Genomic DNA, 19,808 nt, shown 5'->3' with positions numbered 1-19,808 from the left:
GATCCTCCGTGGCGCCACCCTTCGGCCCGCGATCCCCCGCAGGTACCATGCCTCTCGGTGCGACCTTCGGACGGCTGCTCATCGCACCGGGTCAACTCCCGTCCACGGCAATGCGGTTCGACGAGGGCTGTCGGCGGGCACCGGCTCGGCGGCACCACGGGGGCACGGTATGTGGGGGACTTGATGGACTTCGGTACGCAGGGTTCACCCGGCCCGGCGGACCTCGCCTGGCTGCGCGGGGTCGACGCCTACACGATGGGCGCGTATCCGCAGGCGGAGGAGGAGTTCCGGGACGCCGTACGGATGGACCCGGGCATGGCCGACGGCTGGCTGGGGCTGCACGCTCTGCGCATCGACACCACGACGGCGCTGCTACGGATGTTCCGGCACCGGGACCGCTTCGGCGAACAGCGCACCAGGCACCGCCGGGCGCTGAACTCCTGGTACTGGCTGGGGTGGTGGGTGCAGCCCGTCCTGGAGTCCCCGCGCGACCTGCTGCTCGCGCACGCCTCCCACTGGCTGGACGGCCGCCACGTCCCCGAACTGGACCGGGCCCTGGCCGGGCTGCCGCCGGTCGACGCCGATCCGCAGGTGCGGTTCCTGCACGCGTGCCGCGCCTATCTGGTCAAGGACTGGGACCAACTCGTCCGGCACACCGACCCGCTGATCGACGATCCCATCCTCGGCATCGAGGCGGGCCTGTTCGCGGGCATGGCGCGGGTCCGGCTCGAGACGTACGCCCAGGCGGAACCGCTGCTGTCCGCCGCACTGATGCGCTGCCGCAGCGAGCAGCCGCAGCGCAAGGAGCTGCGCTACTGGCTGGCGCGGGCGCACGAGGGCACCGGGCGCAGCGCGGCGGCGCTGCCGCTGTACCGGGCGGTGCACCGGGTCGACCCCGCTTTCATGGACACCTCGGCGCGACTCGCGGCCATCGCGGAAGGGGACGGCTACGACGAGACGGCCGACCTCGCGTCGATCACCCTCACCGGCCTCGGACAGGACACGGTGGACGGGCCCGACGGCGGCGACTCGCTGGTCGGTACGGAGGGCCGCGACCTCAAGGTGAGCGAACCCGACCTGCCGCCTCCCGGGGTGGTGCCCTCGGCCCCGTCCACGGTGCAGGACGTCACCGACAGGGTGCGTGAGAAGGCCGTCGTGCCGGTGCAGCCGGGTCCGCAGCTGCCGGCCGGGCCCGCCGACTCCGCGCTGCTCGAGGAAGCACTCGCCGAGCTGGAGCGCATGGTGGGCCTCGAGCCGGTGAAGCGCCAGGTGAAGGCGTTGTCGGCGCAGTTGAACATGGCGCGGCTGCGCGCCGGGCAGGGTTTGCCCGTCCAGCCGCCGAAGCGGCACTTCGTCTTCTCGGGCCCCTCGGGAACCGGCAAGACCACGGTGGCCCGCATCTTAGGCAGGGTCTTCTACGCGCTCGGGCTGCTCGGCGGTGACCATCTGGTCGAGGCCCAGCGCGCCGATCTCGTCGGCGAATACCTGGGCCAGACCGCCGTCAAGGCCAATGAGCTGATCGACTCGGCGATCGGCGGCGTCCTCTTCGTCGACGAGGCGTACGCCCTGTCCAACTCGGGCTACGGCAAGGGCGACGCGTACGGCGACGAGGCCCTGCAGGTGCTCCTCAAACGGGCCGAGGACAACCGCGACCACCTCGTCGTCATCCTCGCGGGCTACCCCGAGGGCATGGACCGCCTGCTCGCCGCCAACCCCGGGCTGAGCTCGCGTTTCACCACCCGCGTCGACTTCCCGTCGTACCGCCCGCTCGAACTGACCTCCATCGGCGAGGTACTCGCCGCCGAGAACGGCGACGTGTGGGACGAGGAGGCGCTGGACGAGCTGCGCTCCATCAGCGGGCACGTCGTCGACCAGGGCTGGATCGACGAGCTCGGCAACGGCCGCTTCCTGCGCACCCTCTACGAGAAGAGCTGCGCGTACCGGGACCTGCGGCTGTCCGGGTACACGGCGACGCCGACCCGCGACGATCTGGCGACACTGCGGTTGCCGGACCTCATGCAGGCGTACGGGGAGGTTCTGTCGGGCCGCGGTCCCGGCGGCCCGACAGGGGTGTGAGGCGAACGCCGGTCTCAGCCCGCCAGCGCCCCTTCCGGAGCCCCCGTCCGGGGTTCGGTGACCCGGGGCGCCGGCGCCGCCTCGGTACCCCGGTGCGCCGGATCCCGTACCTCGCCCACCAGCAGCTCCAGCACGTCCTCGAGCGCCACAAGCCCCAGCACACGCCCCGACGCGTCGGCGACCTGCGCAAGGTGCGTCGCGGCGCGCCGCATCACGGTCAGGGCGTCGTCGAGCGGCAGCTCCGCACGGAGCGTCGTCATGGGCCGCCAGAGCTGCTGCGGCACGGCGCGGTCGCTGTCCTCCAGGTCCAGTACGTCCTTCACGTGGAGGTAGCCCATGAAGGCGCCCCCCTCTGCGACCACCGGAAAGCGGGAGTAGCCGGTGGAGGCGGTGAGGGCGACGACCTGGCCCGGGGTGACCGAGGGGCCCACGGTCACGAGTGAGGCGCGGTCCAGCAGAACGTCCGTCACCGGGCGCGAGCCGAGTTCGAGGGCGTCCTCCAGACGCTCCTGCTCCTCGGGGTCGAGGAGACCCGCCTGGCCGGCGTCCTCCACGAGCCGGCCCAGCTGCACGCTGGTGAAGACGGCCTCGACCTCGTCCTTGGGCTCGACCCGGAAGAGCTTGAGGACCAGTCGGGCGCAGGCGCCCAGGCCCACGGTGACCGGCCCGCACACCCGGGCGAAGGCGACCAGGCCGGGGCTCAGCCACAGCGCTGTCTTCTCTGGGGCCGCCATGGCGAGGTTCTTCGGGACCATCTCGCCGATGACGAGGTGCATGAAGACGACCACGGCGAGTGCGATGACGTAGCCGAGGGGGTGGATCATGCCCTCGGGCAGCTGGATGGCCTCGAAGGCCGGTTCGAGCAGATGCGCCACGGTCGGCTCGGCGACCGCGCCCAGCGTCAGTGAGCAGATGGTGATGCCGAACTGGGCGGCCGCCATCATCTGCGGCAGGTTCTCCAGGCCGTAGAGGACCTGGCGGGCCCGTGTGGAGTCCAGGGGCTCGATCTGGCTCCGGCGTACGGAGACCAGCGCGAACTCGGCGCCGACGAAGAATCCGTTGGCGAGCACGAGCAGGACGGCGAACAGAAGTTGGAGCAGGCTCATCGGGCGGCCTCCGCCCCCGCGGTCGCGACGGACTCGGCATCCGCGGTCCTGACGATGCGGACGCGCTCCGCGCGGTAGTGCCCGACCTGCCGCACCGACAACCGCCAGCCGGGGAGTTCGGCGCGGTCGCCAGGTACGGGGATCCGGCCGAGCAGATCGGCGACGAGTCCGGCGACGGTCTCGTACGGTCCCTCCGGCACGTCGAGTCCTATGCGCTGCAGGGTGTCGACGCGGCAGCTGCCGTCGGCGTCCCAGGCCGGTCGGCCGTCCTCGGGCGGGGCCGGGGCGAGTTCGGGCAGGTCGTGTCCGTCGTGCTCGTCGCGGACCTCGCCGACGAGCTCCTCGATGATGTCCTCGAGCGTGACGACACCGGCCGTGCCGCCGTACTCGTCGACCACTATGGCTATCGGCTGTTCGCTGCGCAGCCGCTCCAGGAGGGGCTGCACGGGCAGGGTCTCGGGGACGAGCAGGGGTGCCTGAGCGATGCCGACCACGGGCGTGCGCCGCCGGTCGGCGGACGGCACGGCCAGGGCGTCCTTGAGGTGGACCATGCCGATGATCTCGTCGATGCGCTCCCGGTAGACCGGGAAGCGGGACAGACCCGTGGCGCGGGTGAGGTTGACCACATCCTCGGCGGTCGCCGAGGACTGCAGCGCGCTGACCTTCACGCGGGGCGTCATCACATGCTGGGCGGTCAGATCGGCGAGGGAGAGCGTGCGTACGAAGAGGTCGGCGGTGTCCTGTTCGAGCGCGCCTGCCTGGGCGGAGTGCCGGGCCAGGGATACCAGTTCGTCGGGGGTGCGGGCGGAGGCCAGCTCGTCGGCGGGCTCGACGCCCAGCGTGCGTACGAGCCGGTTGGCTACCGCGTTCAGCCCGGCGATGACCGGCCTGAACAGCCGCGAGAAGACGTGCTGCGGGCCGGCGACGAACCGCGCGACCTGCAGGGGCCGTGACACCGCCCAGTTCTTGGGCACGAGCTCGCCGATCACCATCTGCACGGCGGAGGCCAGCAGCATGCCGACGACCACGGAGACGCCGGAGACCGCGCCCTCGGGCACGCCGACGGCCGTGAACGGGCCGGAGAGGAGCTCCGCCAGGGCCGGTTCGGCGAGCATGCCGACGACCAGGGAGGTGATGGTGATGCCGAGCTGGGTGCCCGAGAGCTGGAACGAGAGCTCCCTGAGGGCGTCCACGACGGTGCGTGCTCGTCGGTCGCCGGCTGCGGCTGCCTGCTCGGCGTCCGGCCGCTCGACGGTGACGAGGCCGAACTCGGCCGCGACGAAGAATCCGTTGGCGAGAATCAGGAGGAAGGCAGCCGCGAGAAGCAGCAGGGGGATGGTCATGCCACCGCCTCCGGACCGACGCGGACGAGGTCCGCAGGGGGTCGGGAGAGGGCGGCGCAGGTACTACAGGACGAACCGTCCATCGCCGGAGAGGGTCACTCCTCGGATAGCAGGAACCCCCACGCCGGCCGGGCAGCCGACGGAGGGGCGGGGCGGCATACAGCGCACCCCGTCAACAGATTAATCAAGACAAGCCCCGGTACGTCAGGGTGAACCCCCCGAGTCGGCACTGATGTTCCTCACGTCGACTGTTCCCCCACGCCGACCCCTGGCGCCATTTGGGCGAATTGTCCGGATTGCAGTTATTTCTGCGAGGTGCCGACGCTCCGCGTCTCGACAAGTGCCCGCAGGGCGCGGGCGTCGCGGATCGCGTGCTCCCTGGCGATGCCGGGCTGGATACCGAGGGCCGGCAGGCTGGTGCCGTCGCTGAGGTCGATGAACACCCAGGGGTCGCCCACCCGGAGGTTGACATGCAGGATCTCGGCCCAGTCAAGGCGCCGCCGGGTGACGATGTTCACAATGGTGACGCCGGACTCGTCGGCGGCGACCTTGGGCCTGCTGAGCAGGACGAGGACACCCGAGAGCAGCGCGCCGGTGAAGACGAAGCTGAGCCGCTCCCCCGGGCCGAGCTTCGGCAGCATCATCGCGATCACCGTGAGGACCACGAAGATCGCGAGTGCGGCGGTCAGCAGGACGGCCCGGGTGCGGGACGGCCGGAAGGTGACGGGCAGCGCGGGCGCGGCGGGCCCGGCAGGCGTATCCGGCACGGCCGGCACATCCCGCATCTCAGTCATGGCTACCGGATCCTTCAGAGGCGGCAGGCGTGGATGGCCGTGGTGAGGATGGCCCGCGCCCCGAGTGCGTACAGGTCGTCCATGATCCGCTGCGCCTCCTTGGCCGGGACCATGGCGCGGACGGCGACCCAGCCCTCGTTGTGCAGCGGGGAGACCGTCGGCGATTCGAGACCGGGGGTGAGCGCGACGGCCTTCTCCAGGTGCTCGGCGCGGCAGTCGTAGTCCATCATCACGTAGGTACGTGCGACGAGGACGCCCTGGAGGCGGCGCAGGAACTGCTGGACCTTCGGCTCGTCGGCGTCCGCGCCGGTGCGGCGGATGACGACGGCCTCCGACTTCATGATCGGCTCACCGATGACGCCGAGGCCGGCGTTGCGCAGCGACGTCCCGGTCTCCACGACGTCCGCGATGACCTGCGCGACGCCGAGCTCGATGGCGGTCTCGACGGCGCCGTCCAGGTGGACCACGGACGCGTCGACGCCGTTGTCCGCGAGGTGCTTGGCGACGATGCCCTCGTACGAGGTGGCGATCGTCATGCCGCCCAGGTCCTCGACGCCCTTCGCCGTGCCCGGCTTGGTGGCGTAGCGGAAGGTGGAGCGGGCGAAGCCGAGCGGGAGGATCTCCTCGGCGCTGGCGCCGGAGTCGATCAGCAGGTCGCGGCCGGTGATACCGATGTCGAGGCGGCCGGACGACACGTAGATCGCGATGTCGCGCGGGCGCAGATAGAAGAACTCGACCTCGTTGTCCGGGTCGACGATCACCAGCTCCTTGGAGTCCCTGCGCTGCTGGTATCCGGCCTCATGCAGCATCTCCGCCGCAGGGCCGGACAGTGAACCCTTGTTGGGGACGGCGATGCGCAGCATGAGGTCGGATTCCTTTGGTGCGAAGGGGTGTTCGGTACGGAGCTGGGGTGCGGGTCTGCTGGTCTGTGCGTCTGCCGGGCTACAGGTAGGCGTAGACGTCGTCGAGGGAGATGCCGCGGGCGACCATCATCACCTGCACGTGGTACAGGAGCTGCGAGATCTCCTCGGCGGCCGCCTCCTTGCCCTCGTACTCGGCGGCCATCCACACTTCGGCGGCCTCCTCGACGACCTTTTTGCCGATGGCATGGACACCCTTGCCGACCAGCTCGGCGGTACGGGAGGTGGCGGGGTCGCCGTTGGCTGCCTTGTGCTGGAGCTCGGTGAAGAGCTCCTCGAACGTCTTCTTGGACATGGTGGTGCCTACTCTACGCGGCCGCGCGCTCCCCCTAGCGCCAGGGCTCGGAGACGGTGCGGAGCGTCATCGCCGTCGCGACGGCCGCGGTGACCGCCTCGTGGCCCTTGTCCTCGTTGGAGCCCTCGAGGCCCGCGCGGTCCAGCGCCTGCTCCTCGGTGTCGCAGGTCAGCACGCCGAAGCCGATGGGCACACCGGTGTCGATCGACACCTGCGTGAGGCCCTGGGTGACGCCCTGGCACACGTACTCGAAGTGGGGGGTGCCGCCGCGGATGACCACGCCGAGCGCGACCACGGCGTCGTAGCCGCGCGACGCCAGGACCTTGGCGACGACCGGAAGCTCGAAGCTGCCCGGCACGCGCAGCAGGGTGGGCTCGTCGATGCCGAGCTCGCGCAGGGCGCGCAGGGCGCCGTCGACGAGCCCGTCCATGACCTTCTCGTGCCACTGGGCGGCGATGACCGCGACCCGCAGGTCGCTGCAGTTCTTCACGCTCAGTTCTGGTGCGCCCTTGCCGCTCACGCGCTGCTCCTCGTAGGTGTCGTACTTGTCGATGTGGGTGTGACTGGGTGGTGCGGGATCACTGGCTGCCGCAGGGCGACGACGCCGGGGCGGTGTCGAGCCAGGGCAGGTCGTGGCCCATGCGGTCGCGCTTGGTCTGCAGATAGCGGAGGTTGTGCTCGCCTGCCTGGACGGGCATCGGCTCGCGGCCGGTGACCTTGAGTCCGTGGCGGACGAGCGCGTCCGTCTTGTCCGGGTTGTTGGTCAGCAGCCGCAGGCCCCGTACGCCGAGGTCCTTGAGGATCTGCGCGCTCGCGCCGTAGTCCCGGGCGTCGGCCGGCAGGCCGAGTTCGAGGTTGGCGTCGAGCGTGTCGCGGCCGCGCTCCTGGAGCTCGTAGGCGCGCAGCTTGGACATCAGGCCGATGCCGCGGCCCTCGTGGCCGCGCAGGTAGACGACGACGCCACGGCCCTCGGCGGTGATGCGCTGCATGGACGCCTGCAGCTGGGGGCCGCAGTCGCAGCGCAGCGAGTGGAAGACGTCGCCCGTCAGGCACTCGGAGTGGACGCGGACGAGTACGTCCTCGCCGGCGCCGATGTCGCCGTGGACGAGCGCGATGTGCTCGACTCCGTCGACCGTGGAGCGGTAGCCGTACGCCGTGAAGTCGCCGAAGGCGGTGGGGAGCTGGACCTCCGCCTCGCGGCGGACCGTCGGCTCGGAGGAGCGGCGGTAGGCGATCAGGTCCTCGATGGAGATGATCGACAGGCCGTGCTTGCGGGCGAACGGGATCAGTTCGGGCAGGCGCAGCATGGTGCCGTCCTCGCCGGCGATCTCGACGATCGCTCCGGCGGGGCGCAGTCCCGCGAGGCGCGCGAGGTCGACGGCGGCCTCGGTGTGGCCGTTGCGGACGAGCACGCCGCCCGGCTTGGCGCGCAGCGGGAAGATGTGTCCGGGGCGCACGAAGTCGGCGGGGCCGGCCACGCCGTCGGCCAGCAGCCGCAGCGTGGTGGCGCGGTCCGCGGCGGAGATGCCGGTGGTGACACCGTGCGCGGCGGACGCGTCGACGGAGACCGTGAAGGCCGTCTGCATCGACTCGGTGTTGTGCTGGACCATCTGCGGCAGCTCGAGGCGGTCGAGCTCGTCGCCCTCCATGGGGGCGCAGATCAGCCCGCGGCACTCGCTCATCATGAACGCGACGATCTCGGGCGTGGCCTTCTCGGCGGCGATCACGAGGTCGCCCTCGTTCTCCCGGTCCTCGTCGTCCACGACGACGACCGGCCGCCCTGCCGCGATGTCCGCGATGGCCTGCTCGACCGGGTCGAGGGTGAAGTCCTCGACCTCGTCGGTGCCGTACCAGAGAGTCGATGTCATGCCGTAGCTCCTTCCGGGATGGGCCGGCCGGCCTCACGGGAGCGCAGCCACCAGTCGCGCATGCCCCACAGGACGAGAGCGCCGTAGACGATGTAGACGAAGCCGGAGAAGGCGAAGCCGTTGGCGAAGTTGAGCGGGACGCCCACGACGTCGACGAGCAGCCAGGCGAACCAGAACTCGACCATGCCGCGCGCCTGGGCGTACATGGCGACGATCGTGCCGACGAAGATGTACGCGTCGGGCCACGGGTCCCACGACAGCGTCGGGAAGGCCGTGAACAGGCCGCCGACCGCCAGGGTGCCGAGCGCGGCGCCGCCGGCCAGGTAACCGCGCTCACGCCAGGTGGCGAACCGCACGGCGATCGAGCCGTCCTGGGCCTGCTGCCTGCCGCGGTTCCACTGCAGCCAGCCGAACACGGCCACCACGATGACGACCAGCTGCTTGCCGGCGCTGCCCGAGAGGTGGGCGGAGGCGAAGGCCGCGAGGAGGATGACGCCGGACAGGAGCTGGGCGGGCCAGGTCCATATGGAGCGGCGCCAGCCGAGCGCCAGGGCGATGAGGCCGACCGTGTTGCCGATCATGTCGGACCACTTGATCTGCTGGCCGAGGACGGTGAACGCCTCGGAGTTCAGCCAGTTCACCGGGTGCTCTCCTTGGCCTCGGCGTTCTCGCCGTTCTCGGTGGGGTTGTTGTGGGCCAGCAGCCGCTCGACGTACTTGGCGATGACGTCCACCTCGAGGTTGACCGGGGCGCCGGGCTGCTTGATGCCGAGCGTCGTCAGGGCGAGCGTGGTCGGGATGAGGCTGATGGTGAAGTAGTCCGGGCCGGCGTCGACGACGGTGAGGCTCACGCCGTCGACGGTGATGGAGCCCTTCTCGACGACGTACCGGGAGAGGTCCGCGGGCAGCGAGATCTTGATGATCTCCCAGTTGTCGGAGGGCTTGCGCTCGAGGATCTCGCCGGTGCCGTCGACGTGACCCTGCACGATGTGCCCGCCGAGGCGCGTGCCGACCGCGGTGGGCCGCTCCAGGTTGACCCGGGAGCCGGCGGCGAGGGCGCCGAGGCTCGACCGGTTCAGCGTCTCCGCCATCACGTCCGCCGTGAACTCGTCGCCCTCGTGCTCGACGACCGTCAGACAGACGCCGTTGACGGCGATGGAGTCGCCATGCTTGGCGCCTTCGGTGACGACGGGGCCGCGCAGCCGGAAGCGGGAGGCGTCGCCGAGATTCTCGACGGCGGTGACCTCTCCCAGCTCTTCGACGATTCCGGTGAACACGTTCAGTGCTCCTTCGTTGCGAGGGTGGCGGTGATACGCAGATCGGGCCCGATGCGCACGGTCTCGGTGACGTCGAGCCTCAACGCGTCGGCGATGGTGGTGATTCCGGCCTCGGCGAGGGCCCCGGGCCCCGCGCCGAGCAGAACGGGTGCGAGATAGCCGATGACGCGGTCGACGGCGTCCCCGGCGACGAAGGCTCCGGCGAGAGTCGGGCCGCCTTCGAGCAGCACGGACCGAATGCCGCGCAGGTGCAGGTTCGTGAGCAGGTCGTGCACGCCGATACGGCCGTCGTGCAGGGGCAGCCGGAGCAGTTCGACGCCCGGCAGATGGCGCGTGTCGGCGTCCTCGGCGACGGCGACCAGCGTGGGCGCCGCGTCGTCGAGGACGCGGGCGGTCGGCAGGATCGTGGCGTGGGTGTCGAGGACGACGCGCAGCGGCTGGACGGCCCCGTCGATACCGCGCACCGCGAGGTGCGGGTCGTCGGTGCGGGCGGTGCCGGAGCCGACGACGACCGCGTCGCACTCCGCGCGCAGCCGGTGCACGTCGGCGCGGGACTCGGCGGAGGTGATCCAGCGGCTCGTGCCGTCGGCGGCGGCGATCCGGCCGTCGAGCGTGGCCGCGTACTTCCAGGTGACGTGGGGGCGGCCGAGGCGTACGGAGGTGAGCCAGGCGATGTTGCCGGCCTCCGCCTCTTCGGCCAGGAGGCCGCCGTCGACGTCGATGCCGGCGCGGCGCAGGGTTTCCGCACCGCCCGTCGCCGAGGGGTTCGGGTCGCCGACCGCGTAGACGACGCGGGCGATGCCCGCGTCGATGAGTGCCTGGGCGCACGGGCCCGTACGGCCGGTGTGGTTGCACGGTTCGAGGGTCACGACGGCGGTGCCGCCGCGGGCCTTGTCACCGGCCGCCCGGAGGGCGTGGACCTCGGCGTGCGGGCCGCCCGCACGCTGGTGGAAGCCCTCGCCGACGACTTCGCCCGAGGCATCGAGGATGACGGCGCCCACGACGGGATTGGGGCTGGTGGAGCCTAGTCCGCGTGCGGCGAGCGCGATGGCGCGACGCATCGCTGCTGCTTCGGCTGCGGTGGGGGCCACCGGGTCCTCCTGCCTCTTCGGGCACGGACTCCGGGGCTGTCGATGACGACAGAATCTACGAGCGTGACTCCACGGGGAGCGCCGGACGGCGGCCGTCCTCGCTGGACGGACCGACGGCGGCGTACACATGGATGTGTCCGCCCGCCGCGCACTGCCTCCCATCCGGACTTTAACCGTCGGTCCAGGAATTTCACCTGGTCAACCGGCCACTGGATGCGGCCGGGTCGCGGACTTTAACCGCCGGTTCGGACTTTCACCGACCCCGGAGTGCGCTGCTTCTGGTACACGGACAGTGTGCCACGGCTGATCGTCACTCATGCGAGCGGGTTGCTGTGGGTTGGCTCACAGACGCCGCTCCACGGCCGGGCACAGGTGTCGCCTCATCCCTGCCCCGGAAACAACTCCTCCTGCGCGGCGTCGCGGGCGGTGAGCAGTGCGCCCCGCAGCACCGCCGCACCCCCCAGTACGCTCGCGCGGACCTCTGTGCGCAGTGGTGACATCGAGGCGAGCCGGTCCGCGACACGAGAGGCCAGAGCCTCGCCACCCGCATGTCCGACCTCGCCGCCGAGGACGACGCATCCGGGGTCGAGGACCGCCGTCACCGAGGCCACGCCGATGGCGAGCCGGCCGGCGAGAGCGTCGAGGAAGGCGCGCCCTTCGCCCCGCTCCGCCGCGGCCGCCTGCCGAACGAGTGCCGCAGCCGGTGGCTCATGCGAGACCGGGGCCGGCGGTGCCAACAGGCCGTGTTCCACGGCCAGTTCGGCGATCGCCGCCGCACCGGCAAGGGAGTGGAAGCCGCCGTCGCAGGCGGTCGCCGACGGCAGTCCGGCCGTGCCGGGCACCGGCAGAAAGCCGATCTCGCCGGTGCCACCCGAGGCGCCGCGGCGCAGGGCGCCGTCGAGCACGACGGCGGCGCCCACGCCGTGGCCGAGCCAGAGCAGGACAAAGGTGTCCCGGTCGGCGGCGGCGCCGTCGCGCTGTTCGGCGAGGGCGGCGAGGTTGGTCTCGTTCTCCACGAGCACGCGCGCCGCGAGCCGTTCCTCGAGGGTGCCCGCGAGGCGGCGGTGCCAGGCGGGCAGTCCGGTGGAGTCGCGCAGTTCGCCGGTCGCCGGGTCGATCAGGCCGGGCGCGCCGACGCCGATGCTGTGCAGCCGCTCCGCGCCGGCCTCCTTGACGGTGCGCTCGACGAGGGCGACGGCCTGTTCCACGGCGGACCCGGTGCCGGTGTCGCCGCCGATCGGCACGGACGCCTCGGCCAGTACGCTGCCGAGCAGGTCGGCGACGACGACGCTGAGGCCGTCGGTGCGTACGTCGAGGGCGGCGAGATGCGCCCGGTCGGCGATGATCCCGTAGAGCCGTGCGTTCGGCCCCCGGCGCTCGGCGCCCGCCTCGCCGACCACCGTGATCAGCCCGGCGCTCTGCAGCCGCTCGACGAGGTCGGCGACCGTGGGCCTGGACAGGCCGGTCAGCTGTTTCAACTGGCCTGCCGTCAGCGGGCCTTGTCGCTGCAGCAGGCGGAGCGCGAGCCGGTCGTTGATGGCCCTGGCGGTACTCGGTGATGCGGGCATGCCGGGATCCTTCCAGATCGCCATCGCTCGCCTTCTCGTCGTGCTCGTCGTCGCGCTCTGCCGCGACTCGGTCGTGCACGGGGCTTTCCCTGCCGATAATTATCAGGCAGGGTCCCTAATAGTTCTGTTAGCTTACGCGGCGATGGGCAGGGAGCCGACGGTGAGGGAAGGGAAAACACCGGTGAATCGGGGAGGTACCACCGCATGAGTGACGTGCTCTACGACAAGCGCCAGGTGAGTCGCGCGCGGTACGCAGTGGCCGCCGTCTTCACCGTGCACGGCGCGGTCACGGGCTCGTTCGCGACCCGCGTGCCCTGGATCCAGGACCATGCGTCGGTGAGCGCGGGACAGCTCGGTGTAGCCCTGGCCTTCCCCGCCCTGGGCGCGGCCACGGCGATGCCCGTGGCCGGCTGGGTGAGCCACCGCTTCGGCGCCCGTACCGCCCTGCGCGGCCTCATCACGCTCTGGACGCTCGCGCTCGCGCTGCCCTCGCTCTCCCCGAACCTGCTCACGCTGTGCGCGACACTCTTCGTGTACGGAGCGGCGGCCGGCATGGCGGACGTCGCGATGAACGCGCTGGGCGTCGAGGTCGAGAACCGGCTCGGCAAGTCGATCATGTCCGGGCTGCACGGCATGTGGAGTGCGGGCGCCCTGATCGGCTCCGCGGCCGGCACGCTCGCCGCCCATCTGGGCTCAGATGCCCGCCTCCACCACCTGCTGGCCTCGGCGGTCCTCACGGCCGCCGGGCTGACCGCCTGCCAGGGCGTACTGGATCTGCGGCCCACGGAGGGCGAGGCGCCGCCGCCCCGGTTCGCCCTGCCGCCGAAGTCGGCGCTGCTGATCGGCGCGGTGGGGTTCTGCGCGGTGTTCGCGGAGGGCGCGAGCCTCGACTGGTCCGCGGTCTACCTTCGCGACGTGCTCGACACGTCGGCGGGCCTCGCGGCCGCATGCACCACGGGCTTCACGCTCACCATGGCGGTCGCCCGGATCGCGGGCGACGCGGTGGTGAACCGGTTCGGCGCGGTACGCACCGTGCGCGCAGGCGGGGCGCTGGCCACCCTCGGCGGTCTGCTGGTCGTCGCGGCCTCCAACCCGGTGGTCGCGATGGCCGGGTTCGGGCTGATGGGCCTCGGCATCGCGGTGGTCGTACCGCTGGCCTTCGCTGCGGCCGGACGCAGCGGGCCCAACCCGAGCCAGGCCATCGCGGGCGTCGCCACCATCACGTACACGTCAGGCCTGATCGCGCCGTCGGCGATCGGTTCGCTCGCCCAGGCGACCAGCCTGGTGGTCTCCTTCGGGGTGGTGACCGTGCTGGCGTTCGGCCTGGTCGCGTTCGCGGGCGTGCTGCGCACGAGCGTCCGGGAGAGCACCCGGTCCGGCGCACCGACGCCTACGACCGCGCCTGATCCGCGCCCCTGAGCGGACGGCGGCACCGATTCCTCGACGGTCTGCGCAAGGTCGCCGGTCATTGGCTGCGCTGAAGTCCCGTAGCGCCGTTCGCTCACAGGCGGCGCGGGCGTCGGGGAAGCGCGTATGGCCCCTCCAGAACGGGCGGTCGTCGCCTTGCACCGTGAGGCGTCGCATGGCTTCGGTGCCTGGGACGGTGGCGAGGCCGGACAGAACGGTGAGGAGGGCATCGGTTTCTCTGGAGGGCACGTCCCGTTCGGGTGGCCGGACTGCGGAGCCCGGCCGGAGCGGTGCCCCGGTCAACTCGCGCTCGTAGGTGATGAGGACGCCCTCTCGTTCCTCGACGTTCAGGATCTGCGGTGTGTCGTAGGGCAGCTGGTGGCGAGCCAAGGGCCTGGCGCCGCGGAAGCCACGGTGGGTGAAGTACTGAAGCCGGTCGGAGGTGTCCCTTTGCAGGTAGTCGACCATGGCGGAAGTACAACGGTTCCCTGCCGCACGTGCACCTGCATGACGAGGCTTTCGTACGACCTCTGAGTTCAGTCCGCTTGCGGAAGCCTGACCGGAGCGGCGGGAGGCTGGGGCAGGCTCTTCTCGCCCTTGGCCCCGGGTGAGGCGGCGGGCGACTTCACGGGCAGCTGTGTCCAGGTGCCGACGCGCGCGGCGGCGGTGGCGGCGCGCGCGGCGCGGTCGGCGTCGAGGGTGGTCGGGGTGCGTCCGGTGTTGAGGAAGGCGTAGTAGAGCGGGGCCGATACGGCGGCGATGACGGCGTGCGGGTCGGTGTCGTCGGGGAGTTCGCCGCGCCGGATGGCGTCGGTGACACAGCCGGCCCATTCGGCGATGCGTACGTCGTAGAAACGGTGGAGGGCTTCGGCGGCCTGTTCGTTGCAGAGGGATGCGGCGATCAGGGCTTTGAACAGGCGCGCTTGACGGGGGTCGGTCAGGGTTTTGACGACCAGGCGCGCGTTCGCCGTGAGGTCTTCTTCGAGGGAACCGGTGTCCGTGCGCGGCAGGGATTGCTCGGCCATGTCGGCGAGCAGGTCCGCGGCAAGGGCGCCGGGGGTGCCCCAGCGTCGGTAGAGGGTGGTCTTGCCGACGCCGGCGCGGTGCGCGATGTCCGCCAAGTCGAGTGCCTCGAAGCCGTCCTGGGCCAAGGCGTCGCCGGTGGCCTGCAGGACCGCCTCGCGGACGCGGGCGGTGCGGCCGCCGGGGCGGACGGTGCCGGGGGCAGGGGTGGCGGACATGCGACCTCCTTTCGAGCAGCGCTCCACGATGCCACGCCCAGCATAACGGGACCCCAGTTCCCTTACGACTGCAGTCGTGCTACCTTCGCCACCGTAACGGAACCACAGTGCCATTAACTGTTCCATCCGTGATCTCCTCGGCCCCCTCTCTCCGCCGTCTCTCGGCTCCGATGTCGGCGTGCGGGCGGAGATGAAAGGAAGTGATCGCCATGTCCACGCCGAAGACGGCGTCGCGACGCACGGTGCATGCTGCTGCAGCACCGGATCAGTCCCAGCCGCTGACCGGCAGGTCGAAGCTCGTCCTCGCGGTGCTGCTGGTGGCCCAGTTCATGCTGGCCGTCGACTTCTCGATCCTGAACGTGGCGCTGCCCGCGATCGGCGACAGCCTTGGTTTCTCCCTGGCGAACCTGCAGTGGATCGCCACCGCCTTCGCGTTGTGCGCTGCGGGTTTCACGCTCTTCTTCGGCCGCATCGGCGACCTGGTCGGCCGTAAGAAGATCTTCCTCGGCAGCCTGGCACTGCTCGGGCTCGCCTCGCTGGCCGGCGGCCTGGCCACCAGCCCGGAGATCCTCATCGCCGCCCGCGTCGCGCAGGGTCTGGCCACCGCCGCCGCCACCCCGGCGGGCCTGTCCCTGCTGACCACCTCGTTCCCCGAGGGCCCGCTGCGGCAGAAGGCGCTGGGCATCAACGGCGCGCTGATGTCGGCCGGTTTCACCACCGGCGCCATCCTCGGCGGCATCCTGACCGACCTGTTCTCCTGGCGCTGGGCGTTCTTCATCAACCTGCCCGTCGCCCTCGTCGTCGTTGCGATCGCCCCGACCGTCATCAAGGAGTCCGAGCCGGCCATCCGTCCGAGGCTGGACCTGCCCGGCGCCCTGGCCGTCACCCTGGGCCTGCTCGGCCTGGTCTACGGGCTCACCCAGGCCGGCGAGTACGGCTGGACCGATGCGCACGCCCTGACCGGCCTGATCTCCGGCGCGGTGCTGCTCGCGGTGTTCGTCCTGATCGAACGCAACGTCACCGAGCCGCTGGTCCCGCTGGACGTCCTCTCACGCCGCAATGTCGCCTGGGGCAATGTCCTCGGCCTGGTCGCCTTCGTCACCGAGACCTCACTCGTCTACCTGCTCACGCTCTACCTGCAGAAGACCCTCGGCTTCTCCCCGCTCGCCGCCGGAATCTCCTTCGGCGTCCTGGGGCTCGGCACCGTCCTCGGCGGCCTCGTCGCGCCGAAGGTGATCGCGAAGACCTCGACCCTGACCGCGCTGGTCGCAGGGGGGCTGATCCAGACCGTCTGCACCGCCGCGCTCCTGTTTCTCGGCACCTCGACCGGCCCGTCCATGGCACTGCTGCTGCCCGCCACCTTCTTCGGCGGGGTCGGCAACATGCTCACCATCGTCGGCTTCATGGTCACCGCCACCAGCGGCCTGCCCGACCGGGAGCAGGGCCTCGCCACCGGGCTCACCTCGATGTCCCAGCAGGTCGGCATCACCATGGGTACGCCGATCATGTCCGCGGTCGTCACCTCGGCCACCGCCGGCGCCACCACCGCCGCCGCCATCCACCACGGCGTCGCCGTCGCGATCGCCGTCAACGCCGCGCTCGTCCTGCTCGGCGCCCTGATCGCCGCGACCTTCCTGCGCACCGGCAGCCGACGGCAGGACGCCTGAACGACGCCTCGCCACACTCCGCCGGCCCGACAGAACCGGTAACGGGAACGGGCGCGAACGGCGGCTCGAAGAGCCCCGCCCGCGCCCGTACGTCTCCGTCAGCGCGCGTTCCCCGCCTACGCCACCGAGTCGTCGTACCTCGTCGTGCCCGCGTCCAGCAGCGCCCCCTGCGGCGTGCCCGCTGCCTTGGAGAGCCAACGGAGGCAGTGGTAGCCGGTGAGCACCAGGAGGGTGCCGAGGGCGATGCCGCTGAGCTCGAAGTTGTCGGTGATCTTCAGCGATACGCCGCCGATGCCGACGATGACGCCGGCGGCTGCCGGAATCAGGTTGAGCGGCTGGCTGAAGTCGACCTTGTTACGGATCCAGATCTGGGCACCGAGCAGGCCGATCATGCCGTAGAGGATGACGGTGATGCCGCCCAGCACACCGCCCGGGATGGCCACGACGAACGCCCCGAACTTCGGGCACAGGCCGAAGAGAAGCGCGAAGAACGCGGCACACATGTAGGCGGCGGTCGAGTAGACGCGGGTGGCGGCCATGACGCCGATGTTCTCGGCGTACGTGGTCGTGGCCGGGCCACCGGCGACGGTGGAGAGCATGGTGGCCGCGCCGTCCGCGGCGATGGCAGTGCCGAGCTTGTCGTCGAGGGGGTCGCCGGTCATCTCGCCGACCGCCTTGATGTGGCCGGTGTTCTCGGCGACCAGAGCGATCAGGACGGGGAGGGCGACGACGATCGCCGACGCGCTGAACGTGGGCGCGTGCATGTCGGGGAAGCCGATCCAGGCGGCTTCCTTGACCGAGCTCAGGTCGAGACGCCAGTGGTCCACGACCTTGCCGCTGCCGTCGGCAGAGTGGATCTTGCCCAGTGCGAGGTCGAGGATCCAGGAGAGCAGATAACCGAAGACCAGGCCCAGGAAAATGGCGATACGTGACCAGAATCCGCGCAGGACGACGAGCGCGAGACCGGTGAACAGCATCGTGGCGAGCGCCGTCCACTGGTCTTGCGGCCAGTAGGTTCCCGCGGCCACCGGAGCGAGATTGAAGCCGATCAGCATGACGACGGCGCCTGTCACCGCCGGCGGCAGCACCGCGTGGATGACCCGCGCGCCGAGGCGCTGGACCACGACACCGACCACGGCCAGGGCGAGGCCCACCACGAACAGCGCGCCGGTGAGTTCCGCCGGCCCACCGCCCTGGCTGCCGATGACAGCGGCGACACCGACGAAGGAGAGCGACGATCCCAGGTAGCTGGGGACTCGTCCGCGCGTGATGACCAGGAACAGCAGGGTCGCGACGCCCGAGGCCATGAGGCCGAGGCTCGGGTTGAGCCCCATCAGCACCGGGGCGACGAAGCAGGCACCGATCATCGAGACGACGTGCTGCGCACCCAACCCGACCGTCCGGGTCCAGGTGAGCCGCTCGTTCGGCTTGACGACCTCACCTGGTTTCAGATGCCGGCCATCGCCATGCAGCTTCCACCCGAAACCCGACATTCAGCACTCTCCGTTCGTGTACTTACCGAACGGAAAGTACAAGATCAGTGGTCAACCGTTCGAATCGACCCGGTGTCGCCCCCAACCCGGACCGTCATCCGCGTGACCTGGCCGCTCGTCGGGGATGTACCGGGTTCCACGTCGACAATGGTACGGGGGGCTCGTTCGCACCCCCCATTCAGCGATGCAAACAGGTTGCGATGTTCATAGCGCCCATCCTCGGACCGCCGTCCTTGTCCACGGCATGATCGGCCTGCCCGGCGCCCAGATCTCGATCAACGCCACGGGGCGGCGACGCGTCGGGGGGTCAGCCGCCCGTCACCAGGTCGTAGGCGTAGTCCGGGGTGAATGTGCCCGGTGCGCCCTTGCAGCCGTCGGACTCGCCGGGCAGCTTGACCCAGAGGTAGGCGTCGATTCGGGCCAGTCCGGTATGCAACGTCGGCGCCTGGCCGAGCTTGCGGCCCGCCGGGTCGCACCACTCGCCGTCCGCCGGGGCACCGTTGCCGTTCCGGCTGGTGTCGATGACCGCGCCCAGGCCGGCCGGCCCGCCGAGCGCCGACAGGACCTGGCGGGCGTAGGCCACTTCCTCGGTGGTGCGGTGGAAGTTCGAGACGTTGGTGAAGATGCCGTCGGAGGAGGCGGCCGACGCCGCGCCCGCCTGCCGCAGCCGGGCCGCCTGTGTGGCGGGCGGGTTCCAGTCGGAGTGGCCCGCGTCGTAGTAGACCCTGGCCCGGGGGTCCGCCGCCTTGAGGACGCGGCCCGCGCGGGCCAGGGAGGCGTACCGCCCCGCCTGGTCGCCCGCCGAGAGACAGTCGATCTGCGCGAGGGAGTCGGGTTCCAGGATCACGATGACCTCGCCGGAGCCGAGCCCGGCGGCGAACTTGTCGATCCACGCGTCGTACGCGTCGAGGTCGGGCGCCCCACCCTGGGACGCACCCCCGCAGTCTCGCTGCGGAATCGCGTACGGCACGACGACCGGCACCCGGCCGCTCGCCGCGGCCCTCGACGTGACCGCACGCACGCGTGAGGTGATCGTCGAAGGCGTGTAGTCGGCGAACCACACCGCAGCGGGCTGGTCGGCGATCCGGGACTCGATGAGCGGCCGCCGCGGATCGCCGCGGTTGGCCCGTACCCAGTCGAGCACCTGCGAGTCGTTGTGCAGATACAGCCGCGTGGACACAGCGGGCGCTGCGGGAGCGGACGTCTTCGGCGCCTTGGTGGTGACCTTGGCCTTGGGCGACGGTTTGGGCGAGGACTTGGAGGGCGACGGCGAGGCCGAGATGGTGGACGGGGACGTGCTGGGCACCGCGGGCAGCGGCAGCAGACTCGGCGACCTGGTCACCGTCGGCCGCGCCTCGTCCGTTCCGCCGCCCTGGTCAAGCGCGTTGACCAGGCCGGTGACCGTGCCGACCGCTACCACGACCGATGCCGCCGCGGCCATGGCAGCGCGGCCGGTGCGCCCGCGCCGCCTCCTGCGTTCCGCCAGGCGCTGCGCGCGTGGGCCTGACACGTGCTGTTCCCCCTTCTCCGTGGCGCTCTCTCGCGCCACGGCCTGGTCCGGCGGTCCCCTGCGCCGTGGTCGGTCCATGTCTGCCGGTGCCGGGCGGGGCCATGTCCTGGCCTGCCGGTGCCAGGTCATGTCCTGGCCCGGTCCGCAGGAAGC

Annotated in this window: 16 protein-coding genes, 1 pseudogene and 1 riboswitch; of the genes and pseudogenes, 3 read left to right on the top strand and 14 right to left on the bottom strand. The window is 71.1% G+C overall.

Annotation, left to right across the window (positions count from 1 at the left end):
• The first annotated feature begins 183 nt into the window (after positions 1-183).
• Positions 184-2,076 carry an AAA family ATPase gene (locus ACWD4J_RS32365; protein ID WP_451399028.1) on the top strand — a complete coding sequence of 631 codons (1,893 nt, stop codon included), beginning with the start codon at positions 184-186 and terminating at the stop codon, positions 2,074-2,076.
• Positions 2,077-2,090: 14 nt separating this feature from the next.
• Here the strand turns inward: ACWD4J_RS32365 and ACWD4J_RS32360 are convergent, their stop codons facing one another.
• From ACWD4J_RS32360 to ACWD4J_RS32310, 11 genes and pseudogenes are all read right to left on the bottom strand, one after another.
• A complete protein-coding gene (locus ACWD4J_RS32360; RefSeq protein ID WP_451399027.1) occupies positions 2,091-3,182 on the bottom strand; it encodes a hemolysin family protein in 1,092 nt (363 codons plus the stop codon).
• Positions 3,179-4,525: a hemolysin family protein gene (locus ACWD4J_RS32355; RefSeq protein ID WP_451399026.1), complete on the bottom strand. Its 1,347-nt coding sequence runs from the start codon at positions 4,523-4,525 to the stop codon at positions 3,179-3,181. The genes ACWD4J_RS32360 and ACWD4J_RS32355 overlap by 4 nt, the downstream gene beginning before the upstream one ends.
• A gap of 302 nt (positions 4,526-4,827) precedes the next feature.
• Positions 4,828-5,319, bottom strand: a complete 492-nt coding sequence (locus ACWD4J_RS32350; RefSeq protein WP_451399025.1) for a PH domain-containing protein — start codon at positions 5,317-5,319, stop codon at positions 4,828-4,830.
• 14 nt (positions 5,320-5,333) lie between these two features.
• Entirely contained in the window at positions 5,334-6,182 is an 849-nt protein-coding gene (gene hisG, locus ACWD4J_RS32345) for an ATP phosphoribosyltransferase (protein ID WP_451399024.1), read from the bottom strand.
• A 79-nt stretch (positions 6,183-6,261) separates the two neighbouring features.
• Entirely contained in the window at positions 6,262-6,534 is a 273-nt protein-coding gene (locus ACWD4J_RS32340; protein WP_351289664.1) for a phosphoribosyl-ATP diphosphatase, read from the bottom strand.
• Positions 6,535-6,568: 34 nt separating this feature from the next.
• Positions 6,569-7,054, bottom strand: a complete 486-nt coding sequence (gene ribH / locus ACWD4J_RS32335; protein WP_451399023.1) for a 6,7-dimethyl-8-ribityllumazine synthase — start codon at positions 7,052-7,054, stop codon at positions 6,569-6,571.
• Positions 7,055-7,112: 58 nt separating this feature from the next.
• Entirely contained in the window at positions 7,113-8,402 is a 1,290-nt protein-coding gene (locus tag ACWD4J_RS32330; RefSeq protein WP_451399022.1) for a bifunctional 3,4-dihydroxy-2-butanone-4-phosphate synthase/GTP cyclohydrolase II, read from the bottom strand.
• Positions 8,399-9,043, bottom strand: a complete 645-nt coding sequence (locus tag ACWD4J_RS32325; RefSeq protein ID WP_451399021.1) for a nicotinamide mononucleotide transporter family protein — start codon at positions 9,041-9,043, stop codon at positions 8,399-8,401. Before ACWD4J_RS32325 ends, ACWD4J_RS32330 begins: the two co-directional genes overlap by 4 nt.
• Positions 9,040-9,678, bottom strand: a complete 639-nt coding sequence (locus tag ACWD4J_RS32320; RefSeq protein ID WP_451399020.1) for a riboflavin synthase — start codon at positions 9,676-9,678, stop codon at positions 9,040-9,042. Before ACWD4J_RS32320 ends, ACWD4J_RS32325 begins: the two co-directional genes overlap by 4 nt.
• 2 nt (positions 9,679-9,680) lie before the next feature.
• The gene (ribD, locus tag ACWD4J_RS32315; protein ID WP_451399073.1) at positions 9,681-10,739 is read right to left on the bottom strand and encodes a bifunctional diaminohydroxyphosphoribosylaminopyrimidine deaminase/5-amino-6-(5-phosphoribosylamino)uracil reductase RibD; all 1,059 of its coding nucleotides are present in this window, start codon (positions 10,737-10,739) and stop codon (positions 9,681-9,683) included.
• Between the two features lie 174 nt (positions 10,740-10,913).
• Positions 10,914-11,044, bottom strand: a riboswitch (FMN riboswitch).
• Positions 11,045-11,149: 105 nt separating this feature from the next.
• Positions 11,150-12,376, bottom strand: a pseudogene (locus tag ACWD4J_RS32310) (ROK family transcriptional regulator); the annotation flags it as partial.
• A 165-nt stretch (positions 12,377-12,541) separates the two neighbouring features.
• Between ACWD4J_RS32310 and ACWD4J_RS32305 the strand changes: the two are divergent.
• Complete coding sequence (locus ACWD4J_RS32305) at positions 12,542-13,756, top strand: MFS transporter (RefSeq protein WP_451399019.1); 1,215 nt, start codon at positions 12,542-12,544, stop codon at positions 13,754-13,756.
• Between the two features lie 524 nt (positions 13,757-14,280).
• On the opposite strand, the gene ACWD4J_RS32300 is transcribed toward ACWD4J_RS32305, so the two are convergent.
• Positions 14,281-14,985: a TetR/AcrR family transcriptional regulator gene (locus ACWD4J_RS32300; RefSeq protein ID WP_451399018.1), complete on the bottom strand. Its 705-nt coding sequence runs from the start codon at positions 14,983-14,985 to the stop codon at positions 14,281-14,283.
• Between the two features lie 209 nt (positions 14,986-15,194).
• Between ACWD4J_RS32300 and ACWD4J_RS32295 the strand changes: the two genes are divergently transcribed.
• Positions 15,195-16,652 carry an MFS transporter gene (locus ACWD4J_RS32295; protein WP_451399017.1) on the top strand — a complete coding sequence of 486 codons (1,458 nt, stop codon included), beginning with the start codon at positions 15,195-15,197 and terminating at the stop codon, positions 16,650-16,652.
• 116 nt (positions 16,653-16,768) lie between these two features.
• On the opposite strand, the gene ACWD4J_RS32290 is transcribed toward ACWD4J_RS32295, so the two are convergent.
• A complete protein-coding gene (locus ACWD4J_RS32290) occupies positions 16,769-18,145 on the bottom strand; it encodes a uracil-xanthine permease family protein (protein ID WP_451399016.1) in 1,377 nt (458 codons plus the stop codon).
• Positions 18,146-18,452: 307 nt separating this feature from the next.
• Positions 18,453-19,586, bottom strand: a complete 1,134-nt coding sequence (locus ACWD4J_RS32285) for a glycoside hydrolase family 6 protein (protein ID WP_451399072.1) — start codon at positions 19,584-19,586, stop codon at positions 18,453-18,455.
• Positions 19,587-19,808: the final 222 nt, after the last annotated feature.

The sequence above is a fragment of the Streptomyces sp. NPDC002577 genome (assembly GCF_053594815.1).
This window is presented reverse-complemented; position numbering and strand designations above follow the sequence as displayed.